Source organism: Fulvitalea axinellae (assembly GCF_036492835.1).
In the GTDB taxonomy this organism is placed as follows: domain Bacteria; phylum Bacteroidota; class Bacteroidia; order Cytophagales; family Cyclobacteriaceae; genus Fulvitalea; species Fulvitalea axinellae.
Genome location: NZ_AP025317.1, coordinates 23,224 through 43,892, shown reverse-complemented (window position 1 = coordinate 43,892; position 20,669 = coordinate 23,224). Strand labels below are relative to the sequence as shown.

Sequence of the window (20,669 nt, the reverse complement as noted above, 5' to 3'; positions counted from 1 at the left end):
ATTGGAAGAGATCGCCAATTTGAAAAAACAGTTTCCCGAAGCCTGGATGGAAAAAGAAATCCTAAAAAAGCAACAGCTGTTATCCATTTACAATAAGCTCGGATGGTTAACGAACCGCCTCTCACTCCACCGGACATACGGTGCACCGTAGGCTTATGACTCACGGCCATCACTCGATTAGCTGTTATTTTTATTTTTTGAGTTAGTAGCAATTCTAAAACCTAAGTCGTCTATTTTGAACGAAAATGGGTGGCTTCTTCTTCGAGTTGTAGCCATAACGCTTCTTTCTTGGTCGTACCAACCCCCACCACGGAAAATGCGATATGTTCCGTAAACAGTTTCGTCATAAATGTCCGAACACCATTCCCAAACATTTCCCAGCATATCATAAAGCCCCCATTCGTTAGGTTTTTTTGTCCAACATCTTGAGTCCGAATGTTGGAGTTCTCTTTAAACCAAGCAATTTCACTCAATTCTCCATGTCTAATCTCTTTTGTTCCTGCTTGACAAGCATACTGCCATTCCGCTTCTGTTGGTAATCGAAATCCATTTGCATCTGAATTCACGGTTACTTTTTCAGTTGTTAAGTTAATTGTATAGCATTCGTCTTTTTCCAAAGAGTTAGATAGTTTATTGCAAAAAATCACAGCATCAATCCAAGAAACTGTTTCTACCGGTAAATTGGCACCTTTAAATGTCGAGGGATTCTCATCAGTAACGGCTTTGTAAATTTTTTGCGTTATTGGGAATTTACAAAGTTCATAGGAATCTATGTCTACTGACCACGTTTCTTTTGTTCGGTCGTCTCTCATATGTACAGTTCCTGTCGGAATGGTCACAAACAACTCGTCAATTACTGCTCTATTTATATTTCCTTTTATTTTTTCCACATTGTTTTTTAAATAACAGCTAACGAGGGCGCTAAAATGGCATAGCGAACGCAGTGAGCTATGCCATTTTAGCGCATGTTGTACGTTTTTAGTTTCAATTTTGATGTTTTCCACCAATCTTGCTGGTCAGAAAACAATATGTATTTTTTTATTTTTGAATCAATTTCTTCGACGCTCTTATTGAAATCAAGGAAGAATTGATTTTTCTTGAGTGATTCAATGTTTAAGACGTTTTGAATATCCTCCCTTATTAAGAAGTCATAATCTAGTTCATATTTACAAATATCTTGATTTTCAATATTCCATGATTTTACATCTTCTAGAAGTCCTTCATATTGAAGAAGTAAATTTGATGGACTTATTCCTGATAACCCTTCAACCGTTTTAATAAACTCAGAGTAATCGTTCCAATATTTCTCATCGTAATCCTTTTTCATTTATAATTACGTACAACGTCCAACTATCATCCGTAAGCTGAACTTTCAAACTTCTATAAAAATATAGGAGTGCATTAATCCTTTGCAAATAGCTCAGTTAGTGTGGCCAGCCAAGCTTATGGATGATAGTATTTGTTATAGGGCTTTTCTCGGGCTTCACCTTATTAGTTTTAATGCCAGTTCCATTTCAACATCTTTTCCAAGTGCGATATCTTCAATAGTTGGAAAGACTTCATAATCCGGGATAACCCCCCTTCGCTTATCTCCGCCACTAGTATTTAGCTTCATTGCCCACGTTGGATAGCTGACAAAAATTTTGGAATATGGTAGAGTAAATTTGATACGTTGCCGGCCATCAACATCCTCGAATGCTCCACCAGACTCTTGACCGATAATCTTTCCAACTTTATGAGTCTTTATAAGTGCTAGAAATATGTGGCATGCCGATGCACAGATACCATTAGATAATAAATATACATTCCCCTTGAACTGATTTTTTTTCTGCGGAACATACTCCTTCAAAAAGTCAGCTCTTTTCATTACAAAACCTGAATCTGAGACGATGTAATTACTTTTTGACAGCTTTATTTGATTTGAATTCGGTAAAGAGTTGATAAAGTCAAATTCCAGGGAGTTTGCTTTACTGTATTTGTATATTCTGAACTCATAATCAATTAAATAGGTCAGTAACTCACCGGCTATCATTTCTTCTCCTCCTCGATTTCCTCTCACATCAATGATTAGGTTTTTGATTTTTTGATTTTGAATAGAGGTGAATGACTTCTTAAAAAACTTGGAGTAGTCTTTAATTTTTTTGCCCACAGCCCAATATGCAAAAGTAGAGATACTCATTATTGCAGTCGACCTTTGCTCATTTATTTCCAAAGAGAATGGGGGTATTGGATCTGCAGGAAGTTGGGGATAATTTTTACCCGACAGTTGGGCACTTGAGCCTTCTATAGTAGCAGTACGTATTTTATTATCAGATATTAGTCTGAAATCAATATTGAAGGTGCTTGTGGTATCTATGAAATAATAATAGGCGAAAGCAAAATTGTTGTAGAGAGATAGTCGACTTTTCAAACCTGAATTGTTAAAAGCAGAAACCATGCATGTTGATTCACTCAATGACTTTAAAATCGATTTAACGCTTTGCCCGTTAATTGAATAAATAACTGCTTTTTTGAGGTATGCTAATTCTGCTGACCGACTATCTTGAACTGTAATACAACTGTCTTCCACCAATACACTGAAGGGAAAAAGACTTTTGTTTTGTATGCTTGAGCTAAGGCTTTTAGTAGGTTGAATATAGCTATGCCCTTCTCTGACAAGAGATGAAAGTTTGGAAATCGCACGAAAAAAATCCAATTCTGTTGTTTTCTTATCTAGGTTTGATTTTGTTAGGTTAAATAATGAATCAAATTTTTCTTTACTGGAAAAGCGATATAAGCTTGGATGGGTTTCCTCAAGTGTTTTCTTATAAATCGCTAAATCATTCTTATAGGAAATCGAGTCAGTCGATACTTGTGCAATAGTTTGTAGACTACAAATTAATAGGAATAGTATTGTAGAGAACCTCATTAGAAATTGTGATTAGATCTTTGATAGTCGCTCTTATGCCCTACAACGTTCGGTCTAAAAAGTAGCGCATCGACCCGAAGGGTACTTTTTATATATTGTTGGCATTAGTTATTTAATTATTCGCGCATCCACATTGCTGGCCAATTATATGCTTTTGATATGGCTCTCGCTATTTCGTGATTTAATGGAAATCCATTGTCAGAATTAGTCATAATTACAAATCCTCTACCTTTATTAGCAAAAGAAACTGCATAACAACTAAAACCTGCGTTTCCGCCTGTATGCCTAAAACGAAAAGAATCTCCTTCACCATCAATTCCAATGCCTGTTCCGCCTGCGTTAGGTACTCTTTTCATCATTAACTGGGCTGAACTTTGTTCTAATACTCCATCATTTTCACCTCTATAAGACTTGCCTAGAGCTATCATAAATTTTGCTAAATCTGTTGGTGTAGTCCACAGCCCTGCGGCGGCTTTTTCAGGGTACAAATGATAACCACCATTGATAGCTTCTCCATTAGAATCAAATCCATTTGTTGTTAAATGATTTAACTTTTGAGGCAAAGGATAATCAAATGAACTGCTATTCATTCCTATGGGCTTAAAAATTAAATCTTCTGTTAATTGAGAGAATTTTTGTCCACTAACATCTTCCATTAATAATTGTAAAACTTGTAGGCCTCCTCCGGAATAATATTCTGCTTCTCCTGGTCTTTGGATTACTCTTACAGGGTCGGAATTTGTTATTTTACTGCCCTCTAAAACTTGAACTAACGATGGAATAGAATCATTTTTATTATACCCCCGAAATCCGGACGTACCCAATCCGGATGTATGGCTCATTATTCTTCTTACAGTTACTTTTTCTGTTGTAGTGAATTCATTTTCCGGAACTTGCCATCTATTTAATTTTGTGTTTACATTTTCGTCTAATAGAATTTTTCCCTGCTCTATTAGCTTAAATGCTGTTACATTAGCAACAGGTTTAGAAATTGAAGCAGCTTGAAAAAGAGTGTTTTTATTGACTTCTTCGTTATTCTCTTTATTTTTTATACCATATCCTTTTGCCCAAATAATTTCATTGTTATCGAAAACGGCAATACTGATTCCCGGAATATTTAATTCTTTCATCCGAGATTCGATAGTTATTGGCAAAGAATCACTTACACCATTTTTATCTATTCGGTAGATGTTGTTTTCAACTTTATTTTGCAGAGAATAGTCTTCGGTAATTGAAGAATCAGTCGTTGCTTTTTTCTTCTTTCCTGGTTGACAGGATAATAGAGAAATTAATAAGATTATTAGGCTAAAATTGATTTTATTCATCTGGGATTAAATTTATGTTTTATAGAGAAAAAATTATTTTTTTGATGTTGAAGTTAATTAATGCCAACGTATCAATAACAGGAATTCCTGTTATTCCCCGTATACTAAGATACCTTCCCGCTTACAAAAATTAAAATCATTATAGTTGAAAAATACAATTATAAATCCACTTGATCAAGTGGGTTCTTGATATTATTAAGTCCCATCTCAGTTATGTGAGTATACACTTCAGTGGTCTTACTATCGTTATGGCCAAGCAAATGCTGTATGTAGCGTACGCTTCAGAAATTTCCGTACACTTGACGGGCTATATGGCCACCGGAAGGTCCTTCAAACAGGTATTCCTCAGGATTATACCGTTTCAGGTATGCCTTCACCATCAATTCGGTACGCTCGGCAAGTGGCACATACCTGTCTTTTTACCCTTGGCCTGCTTCAGCAATATTCTCCGGCTCCCATAGTCAATATCCGACACCCGCACCGACGTCAACTCGCTTATCCTTAGTCCACAGCTGTAGATAACAGTTACTATCGTCTTGTGTTTCACATTGGGGATCCCTTTCAGCAACACGCTCATCTCTGTTTGACTCAACACCGTCGGTAAAGTTCTTCCGCTCCGGGGCCTTTCCACAAAGCATGTCCGCCGTTGTCCCCCAGCACCTTTCCATAGTAGCGCTGTTTATGGTTTCGGGATATCGTCTTTTAAATGCCAATAATTATTTCGTAGCACATACTCTGTAACGTTGAATATATGTTAGGAAGGCGATTACGGGGAGTTCAAACTTGTCAAGCCGTAACGAATTTGAAGCGGGCCATAACCGTTGTATTTACTGCTTTTTCGCCTTTTTTGTATTTACATTCTTGTGTTTTTGGGCTTTACTCTTCGTAGTCTCCATTTCCAATACAGGCATTGACTTAAACCATGATATTACCTTCTGAGACATTGTTTTAGCTCTCTCGGCATGAGCATCAGCTAGGTTATTTTGCTCCCCCGGATCCATAACAATATTATACAGTTCCAGATTGCTACCGTCGTAATCGCACAAAAGTTTCCATTCGCCTTCACGAACAGCCAAGTCAGGAAGGTTTTCGAAACCGTAATAATTCTTTCTGTCAGGTGGTCGGCTGAAGAAAACTGGGGATTTACGTGATAGGGTAGACTCTCCCAGCATCGTTCTCATTATGCTTTCTCCATCATACCTAACATTTTCGGAAACTTTTGTCCCAGTGAACTCAAGTAAGGATGGTGTTAAATCAATTGCGGAAAAAACCGATTCTTTATTTCGGCTACCTTTTTTCTTCTTATTAATAAATCCGGGGCCCCAAACTACTAATGAAGAACGAATTCCTCCTTCATACAAATGCGTTTTATACCCTTTTAGGTTTCCGGCTCTACCTGCTCCTTTTTCAGGTCCATTGTCAGAACAAATCAGAATCAGAGTGTTTTCACGTAATTCATCGTTGCTTTGAATGTAGTCGAAAAGTTTACCAAATTGTTTGTCCATAGCTTCCAGAACAGCCAAGTATAACCCTCTTTTTCCAGCTTCTTTCGCAAGCCCGTATTCTTCAAAAGGAGGCCAGAAAGGGCCGTGTACATCATCCGGCCATAGGTTTACATAAAATGGCTTTCCCGACTTTTGAGCTTTATCCATGAAAGGGATAGCGGCATCAATAAAACCGCTTGTTATTTCAGACCGCTGCATCCAGGTAAAAGGCTTTCCTAAACTTTCTTCCCTTTTCCTAATTCTTCCAACCTTCCCGTTTTCATCCATTGTCAAAGGCAATAGTTTGGCTCCCATTCCTTCAAAATTGGTCAGCGATTCATCAAAGCCATATTCGGTAATTGCCGGAGCATCGTTTACATCGCGTTGGCCACCCATATGCCACTTCCCAAAATGCCCCGTTGCATAACCAGCCTGTTTCAAGCTTCTCGCTAGCATTGGAGCTTTGGGGTCCAGCCATTGCGCCATTCCCCGTTCCGTGTTCTGTTTCCTAAAGGCAAGGTAAGACGTAATATTCCAGCGTTGTGGATATTGACCTGTTGAAATGGCTACCCGGGAAGGGGAACAAATTGGTGAGTTTACATAGAATTGTTCGAACGAAATTCCTTCAGAAGCCAATTTATCAATATTGGGAGTTTGGGCATCTGTATTTCCAAAACATGAAAAATCTGACCAGCCCATATCATCTATAAATATTAGAATGATATTTGGCTTTTTGTCAATTTTATGTGTTGAACATCCAGATATATAGAAAGAAATAAAAATTATAAACTGATAAAGTATTTTTTTCATTTAATGCATTTTTTGATTGCAAAAATATATTTGCCGAATGCTTAATTAGCACCTTCAAGCCAACTTGAATAAATGTGCAGTTCAAAAATTAGCTCATTCATTCTTTATGCATTGCTCAGGCTTGTCTCCCTTAGCATGAAATAATGTGGGCGCTAAAATGCATAGCTCACTATGTTCGCTATGCATTTTAGCGCTTGTTAGCTACTTTTTATTATTTCTTCCAAATACTTCTTTCTCCAATTATTGTCAGATTCGAAGAATTTTCGCAAACTTTCTTCGCCTGCCATTTCAAGTTTTTTAAATAATTCATCTGAAAATTGCGCTCCGATTTCTCGTCCTATTTTGCTCAATTCCTCAATTGGTAATTCGTATGCAAATTCGTATAAGTCAATTAAGAGGTTAGCTAGCATCAATGAAAAACTGGTTCCATAATCCGAATAAAGTTCATCATTTTCTAATGTAAAATGGGCAAACTTTTTTTCTTGCTCGTTGAATAAATATACATAGAAGACATCTCCATTACTCCCCTCAAATACAGGAACTATATTAAAATCTTTGATTGACTTGTAGCTATTATATATAGTATCAATATAAAAGTAGAATGAATCTGGTTCCCTAATCATAAATTGTAGATCATCATACTTGTCAATGTCCTTGAGGGCATCCAAAAATAGTTGAGGAACACCTGCATCGATCAAACTTTTTCTTCTTTCTTCTTTTGGTATTATCATTTCTAATTGTAGCTAACGAGGGCGCTAAAATGGCGTAGCGAACGTAGTGAGCTATGCATTTTTAGCGCATGTGTGTGCCCAACATGGACACCTATTAATTTATGTATAAGATAAGTTGATTTTCCAAGGGGTGCAAGTCCCTCATGGCGGGGGCGTGTCCGAACCCTAGCAAGTCGCAAGGTCGTTGGTAGCGAGATCTGGACTGAAGAATTGCGAAACAATCATGAATTCTGGTGCTTTGACAATTTCTGTGGAAAGTAGTCTCTTTGCAAAATGACGGAAGAAGAATTTTACGGGTCAATTCTGCACCTACCTTATCTGAAGGTGGAATCTGTAGTGCACGGTCCAAAGAAGATAGGTATTCACTGCCAAATTACCGTGAATGTCCCGTTTGTCTTAAGAAAAGAGAAACAATCAACCAATACAGTCTGCATAAATACCAAGACTTGAGCATCAGCGGAAAAGAGGTTTGGCTTCACGTCCGGGTTCCCCAGTTTGTTTGTGAAGGTTGCGGGAGATACTTTCTTCACAGGCCTGAATGGGCCTCGTCCGGAAAATCCCATACCGACAGGCAATCAAAATGGATCTTCGAACTTTGCGCCAAACAATCGTTCAGCGAGGTCGCCGCTTTGGTCAACGCTTGCCATAAGACGGTGGAGAGAATATATTTTCGGCACGCAAACAAAGCCGTCGATTTGCTTGGCAGGTACGCCCGCGTCAGAAAATTGGGCATTGACGAATTGGCGCACCGAAAAGGGAAGAAAGACTATGTTTGCGTGCTTACGGACTTGGAACGGGGCATTCACCTCGACATTCTCAAAGACCGGAAAAAAGAAACGATTAGGTCTCATTTCCAGTCTCTTGGCAACGGATTCATGCGGAGGATAGAGGTTGTCGCCTGCGATATATGGAGGCCCTACATTGATGTGTGCGAGGCTTGTTTTCCCAACGCTGCGGTAGTCATCGATTATTTTCATGTCGTCAAATCCCTGAACGATTCATTAGACGGAATCAGGAAAAAGTTGCGAAAAGAACACAAAGACACGGACTGTTTCAAGAATATAAAATGGGCCCTTTTTAAACGTCCTGACCATTGTTGTTCCCGGCAACGGGAATCTTTGGGTCGGGCGTTCCGGGATTCCGCCTTATTGAAAGACGCCTATGACCTACGGAACGAATTTTTGGAGATCATGGACTTTTCAGAAACCAAGGTATCCGACGAGAAACGATTGGACCAATGGATCGAAAAAGCACGGGACGTGAACCAAAAAGGGTTCAACAGATTTGTTAAGACCCTTTGTCGCTGGCGCACTCAGATATGGGCTTTCGCTCAAACCGGAGTGACTAACGCAATGACCGAAGGCTTGAATAACATGATTCGGTACTACAAACGAATCTCATTCGGGATACCGAATTTTGAGCATATGAGAATTAGGGTATTAGTTTCTGGGATATAGAGCACCACAGAAATTGTCAAAGAACCTGAATTCTTTCGGAAATAAACACATATGAATAAAGCGAGACTGAAAACTCCGGTACTGACGTGCAGAACTAAGCGAAGCACTCACGAATTACACTGAAAGCGAACACAAATAAGTAATCTGGATATGAGGCTGTTGAGTTCGGATGAGCTAGCACGCCATAGTATAATACCCCTGAATTTTCGGACCAGTGTCTTAGTTTAAAAATCACTAAATTATGGGCATGAAAACGAGAACGACACGCAGAAAATTCAGCGCCAAATTCAAGGCGGAAGTAGCGATCGAAGCACTGAAGGAAAGAGAAACCACCCAAGACCTCTGCAGACGATACGATCTTCACGCCACCCAGATTTCACAATGGAAGAACGAGTTTCTGCAACGCTCAGCAAGCGTTTTTGAAGGGAACAAGGAAAAAAAAGAGAACGAGAAAGCGGAGAAGGCGACAGACCAACTGTACAGTAAAATAGGGAAGCTGGAGATGGAAAACGACTTTTTAAAAAAAAGCTTAAAGAAGTTGGGGCGTCTATAGACTTACGTCTCTTTATCGACCCCAAGGGTAAGCTGAGTATTCGCCAGCAGTGCGACTGTCTGGAGCTTTATCGCTCGACCTACTACTATAAACCAAAAGGTGAAAACGCGGAAAACTTGGAGTTGATGCGCCTTATGGACCGGCACATGATCGACGAACCCACGGCGGGAGTTTTGCGCATGAGATCAGCCTTGCGTGACCAAGGATTCAACCCTTCCTATGAAAGGGTTAGGCGCTTGATGCGCAAAGCGAATCTCTACCCTATTTACCCGAAAAAGAATCTGAGCAAGCCCGGAGAGGCAAAATACGTTTACCCGTATCTGCTTAAGGAAAAGAAAGTTGTCAGGAAAAACCAGGTCTGGTCGATAGACATCACTTATATAGCCATGGCTAGCGGTTTCATGTATATGACGGCGATTATCGACGTCTACAGCAGGTACATAGTGGGTTGGGGTTTGAGCAATACGCTTGAGGCCGCGGCGTCTTTAAAAGTGGTGCGTGAGGCCGTTGAGATTCACGGTAAACCGGAAATACTCAACAGTGACCAAGGTTCCCAGTTCACTTGCGGGGAATACGTGAACTATCTCAAGAAAGAGGGAATAAACATCAGTATGGACGCCAAAGGCCGAGCCTTGGACAACATTTACATCGAACGCTTTTGGAGAACGCTAAAAAGGGACCATATTTACCTGAATCCGGCCGACAACGGTTTAAAGTTGTATTTGGGGATAGAGAAATGGTTGCGACGCTACCACAACAGGGATCACCAAGGAATCGAGAACCTGAAGCCGGAAAATGTTTTTAGCGGAGCGTCAAAAGCGAAAGCCACCGCGTATGCCCATGCAAATATTGATAAGTCCAAGAAAAAACAGAATGTGAAAGGACTTATCAACATTCACACGGGCTCGACGATAGCGACAACCGTTTAAAATTTACTTAAAAACCGACTTTACTGGTCCTAAGAATCGAGGGTACTATAAGTCGCAAGGTCGTTGGCCGTGAGATCTGGACTGAAGAATTGCGAAACAATCATGAATTCTTTCGGAAATAAACACATATGAATAAAGCGAGACTGAAAACTCCGGTACTGACGTGCAGAACTAAGCGAAGCACTCACGAATTACACTGAAAGCGAACACAAATAAGTAATCTGGATATGAGGCTGTTGAGTTCGGATGAGCTAGCACGCCATAGTGACGCCCTAAATACCTTGGATATATGGGCTCAGCAGTAGATTCAGCAGGGATTGGAGAAAGGAACTAAGCGAAGCGTTCTCATGAGCGCCATTGAGAATGGACAAAACGAGAATAAGGTGCTCTTACCAGGGGAGGTCTTGGGCTAGATTCGGTATTTCTATACACCAAGACCACGAATGCCATAAAAATAAACAAAACATGAGCAACACAGCAGAAGCCACAGTAGTCTTGCTAAGCGAGCTATTGGGCGCAGTCACGAAAACATTCAGGAAGGCTTTCGGGATATCGTAGATATCGATCTAAAAAGTTTCTTCGACGAAGTGGATCATGACCTGCTATTAACTCTGGTGCATCGTAAGGTGAAATCCCTGTTCACAATGAAACTCATTCGGAAGTTTCCCCAAACTCCGATCCTAAAAAAGGTGGTGTTTGAGGCGCATCATGGGCATGGGTTTTATGCCTCACGTACGTCTACTCGACTATGAGTTTTTTACTAAAAGCCCAAACATCTTGACCAACTTCTCGAGATTTCAGTTTTGCATCGAATCCATAGATGTTCGCTACTCCTATTATGCACTCATTGTAATTTTCATTGAATTTTTCCCAATAAGGAGATTTTTCAATAAGATTTCTACTGAAATACCGCTCATATATTCCATTGGAAAAGTTCCTGTATATATTGCCTGAATCATTTGCATGAATTTCCTTAAGCCTAGCCAATTCTTTACTATTCTCATTCAGGTCTTTGAAAAAATCATCTATCCATATGTTTGGATTGATATACTCCACAGGAAACCATCCGATAAATAGGGTAGGGTACTTTTCAAATTCTCCCTCTATTTTTAGTCTTATTTTATGCTTGTCTTCTGTGATTTCTAAAATTTCAATTGAGAAATCTTTCCCTGCGAAGTGCGCTTGATCATATATGTTTATCCATGGCTCTTCATACTCCGGCCCAAGAGTTCCAGGACATAAAATTTTAAGCCCGGAAACCAATTCCCCTTCTTTATCAAACCATAGTTCTTCATTCCACTCTCTAATAGAAAAGTCAAAATCTCCACTTAATGTGACTCTATTATCTTCCATCCAATCATATACATCCTCTGAAATATGTTCTTCAATTTCATAAGGGTCAGAAGAAATATGGGTGTGACAACCCCTTGTTCTTATTTCAAATGAGCTTAATTCATGCTTGTTAAGGTCTGGGTGAAATATTATTACTGTTGGGTTTAATATAGTCTTAAACCCATAGTGCCCTATATATAAAATATTTTCCTCTGGATTTTGAGGAGGGATCATTTGATCTTTTTGAATAATTTCTGGTAACTTCTTCATTCTAATTACTTATAACGAGGGCGCTAAAATTGCGTAACGAACGTAGTGAGCTATGCATTTTTAGCGCTTGTTATGTGTCTATTTTCATCCAAATTTTTGCAACTTCAATATGATTGTAAATCAAGATCCAATTTGTTTTAACTGAAAGAATTATTAAATCATCTGAAGATGGATAACAGAAGTCATCCCAATATTTTAAAAATATTTCTTTATTCGTTTTTAAACTAGTTTTTTTATCCCAACATACTATTAAATCCTCATTCCAATTTTTAAGTAACTTTGATAGCTTTTTCCGAAATTCTTTAGTGTGGTCATCACTTTCAGAGCTTGCTCTTATCCAATCAGAGGACGTATAATCGTTTCTTAAGTCCAATTCTGATTCAAAATAACTCGCTACCTTAAAAAGTTTCTTTGAAGTGTCATGGCTTAAAGGCTGAATTTCTTTTAGCTCTTCAATGGAGATTCGAGAATTATGAATTTTATCCCACCTCCAATTTAATTCGAAGTCAGATAGTGGAATTACTTCTTCATCTTTAATCTCAATTTTCACAAATTCACTTTTTATAATTACATATAACGGTCTCGTATAACCGTCAGTTACGGATTAATATGCGTTAATTTTCGGTTTAGAACTGACGTCAGCAATTCCGAGCGGAGTCGAAGGGTAGTCGAATCTGCCGTAATTGCGGTTATACATTGTTGTGCATAGTACTTTATCCATAAAATTTTTCTAGTGCTAAAATTATTTTCTTTACATCTCCTTTATAAAAACCTGCACTGTTTATACAGTTTATCTCCATTATTTTCCACTCATTAAGTGTGTAGGCAATATCCATAACGTAGGCGTCAGCTACGTTAAATAATTCAGCCATTTTTTTGGCAAACTCCAAACCAATTTGAGAAACATTTTCTTCATATTCAGTATTGCCGTGAAACCTATAATAAGAACTGGTGACTACTTTTTTTCCGACAATCCATATTCTTGCTTCTTTTGTTAAATGATAAGGCTCTGAAATCTGGATTTTGGTCTTTTCTGTAATCCTTTTTTCGTTCGGGTCATTTAGTTTATAGTAAATAAAGTCATTCCATTCGTACTGATTAAATATTTTACCAGTAAATATTTTGGCTTCTTCACTCGGTTTTATAAAAAGTGATGGACTTTTCGACCAGTCAATTTTTTCTTTTATTTCACAAATGTAACTTCCATAGTTAATTGAATGCACACCATAACCAGCTGAGTACTTTTTAAACTCGTGGTTGTTTCCGTAAAATGAACCTGGATGCCAATCAAATTCAGCTGTAACTTTTGCAAGTTTAACCGAACCATAAACAAAAATGTCTTTCCGCTTGGTTTTAAAATCAAATTCTGTGCTGTTTGGTTTGAACTGTACTTCTTCGTACTCAAGATTTAATTCGTTCATAACCTTAAATATTTCATCATATCGTGAGTCTTGAAATACGTTTTTTTGAATTATATAGTACATCTTTATTTCTTGGAAATGAGTGTTTTTGTATTATGCACAACGTAACAATAACAGGAATTCCTGTTATTTCCCATATACTAAGATACCTTCCCGCATGCAAAAATGAAAATTTTTATCATCGATAAATCTAATCATAAATCCAATTGATCAAGCAGATTCTTGATATTATTAAGTCCCATCTCAGTTATATGAGTGTACACCTCAGTTGTCTTACTGTCGTTATGGCCAAGCAAATGCTGTATGTATCGTAGATCCGCACGCTAGCGGGAGCGAGGGGGAGACGAAGTCGAGTCTACCGTGACGAAAATTATGGGTAAAAACGGAGGCGTTGAGAACAGCCAAAACCCCGCTTGAGTTCTATGTTTTGTTAGCAACTGTTTTTATATTCCACCTTGATTTATAATTCTTAGTGAAACCTTGCTGTTTTGATTACAAACAACCTCAAAAGAACTTCCACCTCCATTGGCATAGTTTGTTGTACGTCTAGTCCTTGAAACAGTAAAGTCAATAACGGCAATAATTAAAAGATTTCTTCTGCTGTCCCACCTTACTGGCCTAACTGCAATTAGTGGGAACGATTTACCTCCTTTAGTCTTAATCCTTATCTCATTGTGTGTCAAATACTGTATCTGATGTCCTGCAATCGTATCTGGTAACCCCTCAGTTGAATAATAATCAGATTCCACAAAATATGTGGTGGGTATTTTCACCAAATCTGGTCTCTCTGAATGAAAGTTGTTCCAATATTCTAAATGAAGTTTTAAGGCTTGATAATAAACATTTGTGGTGTCGGTTTTGGCAAAGGATTTATAGCAAAAAAATTGAAAACCTACTATAAAGAGAATTAAGCAATGTTTCATTTTAATAGTTGTCAACAACGTTAAGTATAAGAAACGCTGTCATCCCGCAGGGTGGCTATGTTTTTTATACATTGTTGTGTGTTCGGCTTTTATTTTAATAATCTCCTAATACAAGTAAATTTGTTTCCATATCAGTATTTATTGGGGTCATTATTGACACATTGTATTTATTTTGAATAAACTTCAAACTGTCTAAGTTCAAAAATGGTTTTATCTTATTTTCACATTCCTTTTTTGTTATATTTTTACCACATAATATTCCAAAAAAATCAACCTCAGTTTCTATTTCTAAGGGTAAATTATCTGAAAATTCCTTACCTGCATATATATCACAAGTTGCTTTTATCGATACAATGATTTTTTTATCAAGCTTTTTGAATTCAATATTTGCATTATATATCCCTTCGTGTTCATAAACATAAAAAATAGCGTGCGGTTCTTCTTCATCTTCTGGATAATCATTCCATTGAACTTTTTTTCCAACAATATCTTGCCAATTATTTATTTCGTTTGGTTTAATTCTCATTAATACTTCTGAATTAAATAACAATTCATTATCTGAAAAAAATAGCCCCTCGGTTTCAGCATCGTCTATTTTTGGATACTCATCTGTTCCGATGGCTTTTATTTGTAATCCAATGACCAATTCATCCTCATCTACATAAGCGTCTAGATATGCATACTTTATATCAAATGATTTGTCTTTAACTTTAAACATTCAATTTTCTTGTGTTTTTTTGGCTGACATACAACGGTCTCGGCTATAAACAGTTGGGGATTTTAAGCTCTAACGTTTCGTTTTAGCACCAACCTTAGTTTTATTTTCGTTATCTCGGTTTATCACTTTTGCCCCAATTGTTTATAGCCAATGTTGGGCGTTCGTTTTTTATTCTTGATGATACTTTCTTTTGGCTTCTTCGGTGTAGAAACAATAAATTGTTCCTTCAATGTTTTTATCGCCAATTTCAGTATCAATCCATTTTCGTAATTTTTCTAAATCATTAGTTTGTTTAATATCTTCTGCTTTTAATTGGAAGTTTGGGGTAAGTACTAAAATCCCTTTTTGTTTGTTCAATAATTCCGAAGTGTTATTGTCAATAGGTATGCTAAAAAAATCCTTGTCATATGTTTTTGCAACAAGAAAATTCTCTTCATTTATTTTTTGCTTTTCAAACCAAGCATCTGTACCCATTATATACCAAAAAGGGTCTCCACCATCCACTTCGTAACCGCTTAAATCAATAAGTTCGTTTCCAAAAACAACAACAATTAGTTCATCTCCGATAACTGTATAATAAGGTTGTGGTATATCATTCATTTTTAAATTTATTCTTTTTAAAGTTTCGTTCGCTTAATGACGCCCAACGTTGCGTGTATGCGTAGTAGCCTTGTGTTGCGCCTGCGGCAAGGCTATTACGTATGACACATTGTTAGCTACTTTTTTTTACATCTGACAACATCTTATCAAATAATTCTTTATAGTTATCATAATTACCTTTTTCATCAATTGGTATATTGAATTTATTACCCCATTCTTTTAAAACTATACATAATAAAGACCATGATGGATTATCAACATTTAAATCTAAACATTTTATCGCATTATTTAACCTAACATCAATATCGGGATGTTTTTTACCTCCTTTCAAATTATTATTGAAAAATAGGATGGATGCAAGACCACAAATTACACCTAAATCGGTTACACCTTTATTTGGTGATATTATATTTGCTTTTATTAGTTCAATTGCTCTTGAATCAGCTTCCAACTCCAATTCTTTTTGTTCCGACTCGGACAGATCTTCTTCTTTAATTTTTTTTATGTGAAGAAGTTCAGCATGTGCTGTTTCATGGTATAAAACGAAATTTAGAGTTTCAACAAATAAATCATTCGTTCGTAAAATATACCATCCTTCATCTGAGTTTTCATCATAATATTCTGGATTTGGATAATAGTCTATATAATACCCCTGAATTTTCGGACCAGTGTCTTAGTTTAAAAATCACTAAATTATGGGCATGAAAACGAGAACGACACGCAGAAAATTCAGCGCCAAATTCAAGGCGGAAGTAGCGATCGAAGCACTGAAGGAAAGAGAAACCACCCAAGAACTCTGCAGACGGTACGATCTTCACGCCACCCAGATTTCACAATGGAAAAATGAGTTTCTGCAGCGCTCGTCCAGCGTTTTTGAGGGTGGCAAAGATAGAAAAGAACACGAGAAAACGGAGAAGGCGACAGACCAACTGTACAGTAAAATAGGAAAGCTTGAGATGGAAAACGACTTCCTAAAAAAAAGCTTAAAGAAGTTGGGGCGTCTATAGATTTGCGTCTCCTTGTCGACCCCGGGGATAAGCTGAGCATTCGCCGTCAGTGCGACTGTCTGGAGCTTTACCGTTCGTCATACTACTACAGCCCAAAGGGGGAAAACGCGGAAAACTTGGAGTTGATGCGCCTTATGGACCGGCACATGATCGACGAACCCACGGCGGGAGTTTTGCGCATGAGATCAGCCTTGCGTGACCAAGGATTCAACCCTTCCTATGAAAGGGTTAGGCGCTTGATGCGCAAAGCGAATCTCTACCCTATTTACCCGAAAAAGAATCTGAGCAAGCCCGGAGAGGCAAAATACGTTTACCCGTATCTGCTTAAGGAAAAGAAAGTTGTCAGGAAAAACCAGGTCTGGTCGATAGACATCACTTATATAGCCATGGCTAGCGGTTTCATGTATATGACGGCGATTATCGACGTCTACAGCAGGTACATAGTGGGTTGGGGTTTGAGCAATACGCTTGAGGCCGCGGCGTCTTTAAAAGTGGTGCGTGAGGCCGTTGAGATTCACGGTAAACCGGAAATACTCAACAGTGACCAAGGTTCCCAGTTCACTTGCGGGGAATACGTGAACTATCTCAAGAAAGAGGGAATAAACATCAGTATGGACGCCAAAGGCCGAGCCTTGGACAACATTTACATCGAACGCTTTTGGAGAACGCTAAAAAGGGACCATATTTACCTGAATCCGGCCGACAACGGTTTAAAGTTGTATTTGGGGATAGAGAAATGGTTGCGACGCTACCACAACAGGGATCACCAAGGAATCGAGAACCTGAAGCCGGAAAATGTTTTTAGCGGAGCGTCAAAAGCGAAAGCCACCGCGTATGCCCATGCAAATATTGATAAGTCCAAGAAAAAACAGAATGTGAAAGGACTTATCAACATTCACACGGGCTCGACGATAGCGACAACCGTTTAAAATTTACTTAAAAATCGACTTTACTGGTCCTAAGAATCGAGGGTACTATACTATGTCCCACTTTGAATATATTTTAATTAATGAAGTTCCATAATCAAATAATTCTTTTGCATTTTCATACAATTGTAGATCTTGTTCTTTTCTTACAGGTATGTCCCTTTTTTTTCCTTCTGGAATAACTAGTAGTTCTTCATGAAATACGAAGAAATAATAACTTGTAATCCAAATATATGACAAATATGTTTCATGAATATTTATCGTTCCCTCTTCAGTAATGAAAGGGCATTGTTTTTCAATTAAAGGTAAATCAGCTATATGATATTTTATGTTTTTATCTAAAGTAAAACTACTTTGTAATTGCTCAATATATATTTTATTTCTATCAACAAGACGAGTTGTTATATTGTGTTTTAAAACTGATATAGGTTGATTACCACTATGGACAGGTTTTCTGACACTTTTTTTCATTCCAATTGAATTTATTTTTTCTACTTTTCTTAAATCTTTATTTGACAATGACACAGTAAATTGTAGCTAACGATGGCGCTAAAATGGCGTAGCGAACGTAGTGAGCTATGCATTTTTAGCGCGTGTTAGCGGTTTATTATTTAAATCTAATTGACTGAACAGTCTTTTTAAATTTAGCTTTAAAACTCTCAATATCTCGATCTGCAGTTCCTGCAAATAGAATACTACTCTTATCACCTACCAATAATACTTGATAGAGAATCCCTTCTTTAGATTCAATCTCAGTTTTGGTGTCTAATATAAAAGCGGTAAAACCTCCAATCTTTTCTTTTTGTATATCTCTATTCTTGAGCTTAGCACCTCCTTTTTCAAAACGCCAAGGTAGATCGTTAGCAAATTGTTCAGCTTTCATTTCAGACATTTGAGGCATCATAGCTATATTCATAAGAGCACCTGCGTTGGGATTTTTTAAATCAGATTTCCCATTTTCCGTATAGATGATCATATTTGACATGGACATTGCATGTTTAAATCCAGTAATAGATTCATCAAATTCAAAATTTGCTAGCTCTAATGGATTCAAATTGAATGACTTGTCGTAGTAGATAGTTTTGAAAATTTCTTGGAGTTCCTTTTTTCCTTCATCATCTGAATTTTTACAAACTCCAGCAACAAAAACAAGAAAATCATCATCTCCAAATGCCATTATTAGTTTGGTTTCTCCAGGGTATTTAGAAGGTCCTTCAGTATATACGCAATTATACTCATTTAGAAAGAGATTCTTTAGGATACCATCATCAGTAATCCCTTTCGCCCTAAGAGCTTCTTTGGTGAAATTTGATTTTGCTTCGGTAAAAGACGAACCACTTGTTTCAATAACCTGAAAATATAATTTATCCTTCCTTTGATAACGGGCTAGCTCTTTAACATATTCATAGTTTGAAGGGGCAATACAGAATACTTTAGTTCCGCTAATTCTTTTGTGTTTTTGAGTTTTTGTAGTTGTAATTTGATTTGTAAACTCCTCCAAATCCTGAGCAAAAGAGTAAAAAGTTGTAAAAAATAGAAGTAAAAAAAGTACATTCTTCATGTTAAAATATTGCTTTTGTTTTTTATTAAAATTACCGCTAACGGATGGCGGTATGAAACGTTGCGCATTTCGAAGCACAAACCTGTCAGCCCGCTAAGCCGTTTATTAAATGTTATGTCGTTCAAATTTAGCACTATCCGCGCAATGTTTTATGACCGCTTGTTATGGGCTGGTTTATTTCTTATTTCATAAATTGTTCGATAACAGTATAAAATTTATATAGTAATCGATAACAGCATAAAAGTTACATAGTAATATAAGTCCGCCTATAACGATTAAAAAGATACGTTTTGATGTTTTATTTACAACAAAGGCTAATGCAAATGTGATTAAACCACCAATAATAGGAGTAATTTGGCTAGTTATTTTAAAAGTTGAAGTATCATAAAACTGTTCATTAACTTTAGGGAAGATGCCCCAAAATGCACTCATTAATAAAGTCCAAACAATTGTTAATAAAATTAATTCATCAGTGATAGATTCATTATTTTGTATGTTGTTTGGTTCTGCACCATATTGATTTTCTCCAGCATTGCTTTTAGTTGCCATCAGCACAATAAGCCAAATAGCTCCAACTATTGGGATAAACGCTATAAATATCATCCATCCACTCTTACCGACATCATGTAATCTTCGGACTGCGACAGCTAATCCTGGTATCAATACGGCTAATGTATATAAACCATATATTGGACCATAACCGAATTCTGGCATAGCTATTCCAAACATATTGTCTAAAACAATCGCAAGAGCGACAAAAGTGATATTGTATAATGCAAATACCCAATATTCCTGTCTACTTGCTCTTTCATTAAAAGTAGCGTACTGTTTAAGAACTTGTAAATAAGTATTCATAAAATTAATAGTTTAATTATCCTACTCGTATGGCTTTTCAGAGTCCGCCCCGTTTGTTTAAGTGGGTTCTGGTCTCCACTTTATTCTCTTCTTTAAATTATAGTCAAAAACGATTGTCTTAAATCATGTAAATTCATTAATATGCCCTATCGTCGTACTGTTAACTTGCCCATAACGGTCTCGGCTATAAACAGTTGGGGATTTTAAGCTCTAACGTTTCGTTTTAGCACCAACCTTAGTTTTATTTTCGTTATCTCGGTTTATCACTTTTGCCCCAATTGTTTATAGCCAATGTTGGGCGTTCGTTTTTTATTCTTGATGATACTTTCTTTTGGCTTCTTCGGTGTAGAAACAATAAATTGTTCCTTCAATGTTTTTATCGCCAATTTCAGTATCAATCCATTTTCGTAATTTTTCTAAATCATTAGTTTGTTTAATATCTTCTGCTTTTAATTGGAAGTTTGGGGTAAGTACTAAAATCCCTTTTTGTTTGTTCAATAATTCCGAAGTGTTATTGTCAATAGGTATGCTAAAAAAATCCTTGTCATATGTTTTTGCAACAAGAAAATTCTCTTCATTTATTTTTTGCTTTTCAAACCAAGCATCTGTACCCATTATATACCAAAAAGGGTCTCCACCATCCACTTCGTAACCGCTTAAATCAATAAGTTCGTTTCCAAAAACAACAACAATTAGTTCATCTCCGATAACTGTATAATAAGGTTGTGGTATATCATTCATTTTTAAATTTATTCTTTTTAAAGTTTCGTTCGCTTAATGACGCCCAACGTGCTGTGTAAGTTTCGTTTTCTGTGTTGCGCCTGCGGCAGAAAATGAAATTTACACTTTGTTAGCAGCT

General features: G+C 37.3%; 22 protein-coding genes and 1 pseudogene. 5 read left to right on the top strand and 18 right to left on the bottom strand.

All coding sequences use genetic code 11. The features are described 5' to 3' along the window. Nucleotides 1-177: 177 nt before the first annotated feature. The 7 genes and pseudogenes from AABK39_RS22380 to AABK39_RS22350 form a co-directional block, all read right to left on the bottom strand. Nucleotides 178-812 (bottom strand): annotated as a pseudogene (locus AABK39_RS22380) (formylglycine-generating enzyme family protein). 146 nt (nt 813-958) lie between these two features. Continuing rightward, nucleotides 959-1,327, bottom strand: coding sequence for a hypothetical protein (locus AABK39_RS22375; RefSeq protein WP_338395446.1), 369 nt, complete (start codon nt 1,325-1,327; stop codon nt 959-961). Nucleotides 1,328-1,483: 156 nt separating this feature from the next. Beyond that, nucleotides 1,484-2,908, bottom strand: a complete 1,425-nt coding sequence (locus AABK39_RS22370) for a S41 family peptidase (protein ID WP_338395445.1) — start codon at nt 2,906-2,908, stop codon at nt 1,484-1,486. Nucleotides 2,909-3,024: 116 nt separating this feature from the next. Further along, the gene (locus AABK39_RS22365; protein ID WP_338395444.1) at nt 3,025-4,233 is read right to left on the bottom strand and encodes a serine hydrolase domain-containing protein; all 1,209 of its coding nucleotides are present in this window, start codon (nt 4,231-4,233) and stop codon (nt 3,025-3,027) included. 379 nt (nt 4,234-4,612) lie between these two features. Continuing rightward, nucleotides 4,613-4,828: a tyrosine-type recombinase/integrase gene (locus AABK39_RS22360; RefSeq protein WP_338395443.1), complete on the bottom strand. Its 216-nt coding sequence runs from the start codon at nt 4,826-4,828 to the stop codon at nt 4,613-4,615. A 232-nt stretch (nt 4,829-5,060) separates the two neighbouring features. Beyond that, on the bottom strand, nt 5,061-6,527 hold the full coding sequence (locus tag AABK39_RS22355) for a sulfatase family protein (protein ID WP_338395442.1): 1,467 nt from the start codon (nt 6,525-6,527) through the stop codon (nt 5,061-5,063). Nucleotides 6,528-6,724: 197 nt separating this feature from the next. Then, nucleotides 6,725-7,258, bottom strand: coding sequence for a hypothetical protein (locus tag AABK39_RS22350; protein WP_338395441.1), 534 nt, complete (start codon nt 7,256-7,258; stop codon nt 6,725-6,727). Between the two features lie 266 nt (nt 7,259-7,524). Between AABK39_RS22350 and AABK39_RS22345 the strand changes: the two genes are divergently transcribed. From AABK39_RS22345 to AABK39_RS22335, 3 genes are all read left to right on the top strand, one after another. Then, the gene (locus AABK39_RS22345) at nt 7,525-8,715 is read left to right on the top strand and encodes an ISL3 family transposase (RefSeq protein ID WP_338395440.1); all 1,191 of its coding nucleotides are present in this window, start codon (nt 7,525-7,527) and stop codon (nt 8,713-8,715) included. Between the two features lie 247 nt (nt 8,716-8,962). Beyond that, the gene (locus AABK39_RS22340) at nt 8,963-9,268 is read left to right on the top strand and encodes a transposase (protein WP_338395439.1); all 306 of its coding nucleotides are present in this window, start codon (nt 8,963-8,965) and stop codon (nt 9,266-9,268) included. Further along, nucleotides 9,265-10,197: an IS3 family transposase gene (locus tag AABK39_RS22335; protein ID WP_338395527.1), complete on the top strand. Its 933-nt coding sequence runs from the start codon at nt 9,265-9,267 to the stop codon at nt 10,195-10,197. The genes AABK39_RS22340 and AABK39_RS22335 overlap by 4 nt, the downstream gene beginning before the upstream one ends. 738 nt (nt 10,198-10,935) lie before the next feature. Here AABK39_RS22335 and AABK39_RS22330 read toward each other — a convergent pair. The 7 genes from AABK39_RS22330 to AABK39_RS22300 all read right to left on the bottom strand — a co-directional run bounded on the left by AABK39_RS22330 (nt 10,936) and on the right by AABK39_RS22300 (nt 15,912). Continuing rightward, complete coding sequence (locus AABK39_RS22330; RefSeq protein WP_338395438.1) at nt 10,936-11,799, bottom strand: hypothetical protein; 864 nt, start codon at nt 11,797-11,799, stop codon at nt 10,936-10,938. A gap of 70 nt (nt 11,800-11,869) precedes the next feature. After that, complete coding sequence (locus AABK39_RS22325; protein ID WP_338395437.1) at nt 11,870-12,349, bottom strand: DUF2947 family protein; 480 nt, start codon at nt 12,347-12,349, stop codon at nt 11,870-11,872. A gap of 163 nt (nt 12,350-12,512) precedes the next feature. Further along, nucleotides 12,513-13,220 (bottom strand): ATP-grasp domain-containing protein, encoded by a 708-nt coding sequence (locus AABK39_RS22320; protein WP_338395436.1) that lies wholly within the window; start codon nt 13,218-13,220, stop codon nt 12,513-12,515. A gap of 443 nt (nt 13,221-13,663) precedes the next feature. Continuing rightward, entirely contained in the window at nt 13,664-14,158 is a 495-nt protein-coding gene (locus tag AABK39_RS22315; protein WP_338395435.1) for a hypothetical protein, read from the bottom strand. A gap of 79 nt (nt 14,159-14,237) precedes the next feature. Further along, nucleotides 14,238-14,861 carry a hypothetical protein gene (locus AABK39_RS22310; protein WP_338395434.1) on the bottom strand — a complete coding sequence of 208 codons (624 nt, stop codon included), beginning with the start codon at nt 14,859-14,861 and terminating at the stop codon, nt 14,238-14,240. 168 nt (nt 14,862-15,029) lie between these two features. Continuing rightward, nucleotides 15,030-15,461: a hypothetical protein gene (locus tag AABK39_RS22305; protein WP_338395429.1), complete on the bottom strand. Its 432-nt coding sequence runs from the start codon at nt 15,459-15,461 to the stop codon at nt 15,030-15,032. A gap of 112 nt (nt 15,462-15,573) precedes the next feature. Next, nucleotides 15,574-15,912: a hypothetical protein gene (locus AABK39_RS22300; protein WP_338395433.1), complete on the bottom strand. Its 339-nt coding sequence runs from the start codon at nt 15,910-15,912 to the stop codon at nt 15,574-15,576. 250 nt (nt 15,913-16,162) lie between these two features. Here AABK39_RS22300 and AABK39_RS22295 point away from each other — a divergent pair, with 250 nt between their 5' ends. Then, nucleotides 16,163-16,468, top strand: coding sequence for a transposase (locus tag AABK39_RS22295; protein WP_338392371.1), 306 nt, complete (start codon nt 16,163-16,165; stop codon nt 16,466-16,468). 2 nt (nt 16,469-16,470) lie between these two features. Further along, nucleotides 16,471-17,397: an IS3 family transposase gene (locus AABK39_RS22290; protein WP_338392370.1), complete on the top strand. Its 927-nt coding sequence runs from the start codon at nt 16,471-16,473 to the stop codon at nt 17,395-17,397. A 45-nt stretch (nt 17,398-17,442) separates the two neighbouring features. On the opposite strand, the gene AABK39_RS22285 is transcribed toward AABK39_RS22290, so the two are convergent. From AABK39_RS22285 to AABK39_RS22270, 4 genes are all read right to left on the bottom strand, one after another. Further along, nucleotides 17,443-17,913, bottom strand: a complete 471-nt coding sequence (locus AABK39_RS22285) for a hypothetical protein (RefSeq protein ID WP_338395432.1) — start codon at nt 17,911-17,913, stop codon at nt 17,443-17,445. Nucleotides 17,914-18,001: 88 nt separating this feature from the next. Then, the gene (locus tag AABK39_RS22280; RefSeq protein WP_338395431.1) at nt 18,002-18,955 is read right to left on the bottom strand and encodes a hypothetical protein; all 954 of its coding nucleotides are present in this window, start codon (nt 18,953-18,955) and stop codon (nt 18,002-18,004) included. Between the two features lie 186 nt (nt 18,956-19,141). After that, nucleotides 19,142-19,810 carry a DUF805 domain-containing protein gene (locus AABK39_RS22275; RefSeq protein ID WP_338395430.1) on the bottom strand — a complete coding sequence of 223 codons (669 nt, stop codon included), beginning with the start codon at nt 19,808-19,810 and terminating at the stop codon, nt 19,142-19,144. Between the two features lie 309 nt (nt 19,811-20,119). After that, nucleotides 20,120-20,551, bottom strand: coding sequence for a hypothetical protein (locus AABK39_RS22270; RefSeq protein WP_338395429.1), 432 nt, complete (start codon nt 20,549-20,551; stop codon nt 20,120-20,122). Nucleotides 20,552-20,669: the final 118 nt, after the last annotated feature.

Bases quoted from the DNA above. Each gene is read 5' to 3' on its own strand.
- AABK39_RS22375 (WP_338395446.1), bottom strand. From the start codon at position 1,327: ATGAAAAAGGATTACGATGAGAAATATTGGAACGATTACTCTGAGTTT.
- AABK39_RS22370 (WP_338395445.1), bottom strand. From the start codon at position 2,908: ATGAGGTTCTCTACAATACTATTCCTATTAATTTGTAGTCTACAAACT.
- AABK39_RS22365 (WP_338395444.1), bottom strand. From the start codon at position 4,233: ATGAATAAAATCAATTTTAGCCTAATAATCTTATTAATTTCTCTATTA.
- AABK39_RS22355 (WP_338395442.1), bottom strand. From the start codon at position 6,527: ATGAAAAAAATACTTTATCAGTTTATAATTTTTATTTCTTTCTATATA.
- AABK39_RS22350 (WP_338395441.1), bottom strand. From the start codon at position 7,258: ATGATAATACCAAAAGAAGAAAGAAGAAAAAGTTTGATCGATGCAGGT.
- AABK39_RS22340 (WP_338395439.1), top strand. From the start codon at position 8,963: ATGAAAACGAGAACGACACGCAGAAAATTCAGCGCCAAATTCAAGGCG.
- AABK39_RS22330 (WP_338395438.1), bottom strand. From the start codon at position 11,799: ATGAAGAAGTTACCAGAAATTATTCAAAAAGATCAAATGATCCCTCCT.
- AABK39_RS22320 (WP_338395436.1), bottom strand. From the start codon at position 13,220: ATGAACGAATTAAATCTTGAGTACGAAGAAGTACAGTTCAAACCAAAC.
- AABK39_RS22310 (WP_338395434.1), bottom strand. From the start codon at position 14,861: ATGTTTAAAGTTAAAGACAAATCATTTGATATAAAGTATGCATATCTA.
- AABK39_RS22305 (WP_338395429.1), bottom strand. From the start codon at position 15,461: ATGAATGATATACCACAACCTTATTATACAGTTATCGGAGATGAACTA.
- AABK39_RS22295 (WP_338392371.1), top strand. From the start codon at position 16,163: ATGAAAACGAGAACGACACGCAGAAAATTCAGCGCCAAATTCAAGGCG.
- AABK39_RS22280 (WP_338395431.1), bottom strand. From the start codon at position 18,955: ATGAAGAATGTACTTTTTTTACTTCTATTTTTTACAACTTTTTACTCT.
- AABK39_RS22275 (WP_338395430.1), bottom strand. From the start codon at position 19,810: ATGAATACTTATTTACAAGTTCTTAAACAGTACGCTACTTTTAATGAA.
- AABK39_RS22270 (WP_338395429.1), bottom strand. From the start codon at position 20,551: ATGAATGATATACCACAACCTTATTATACAGTTATCGGAGATGAACTA.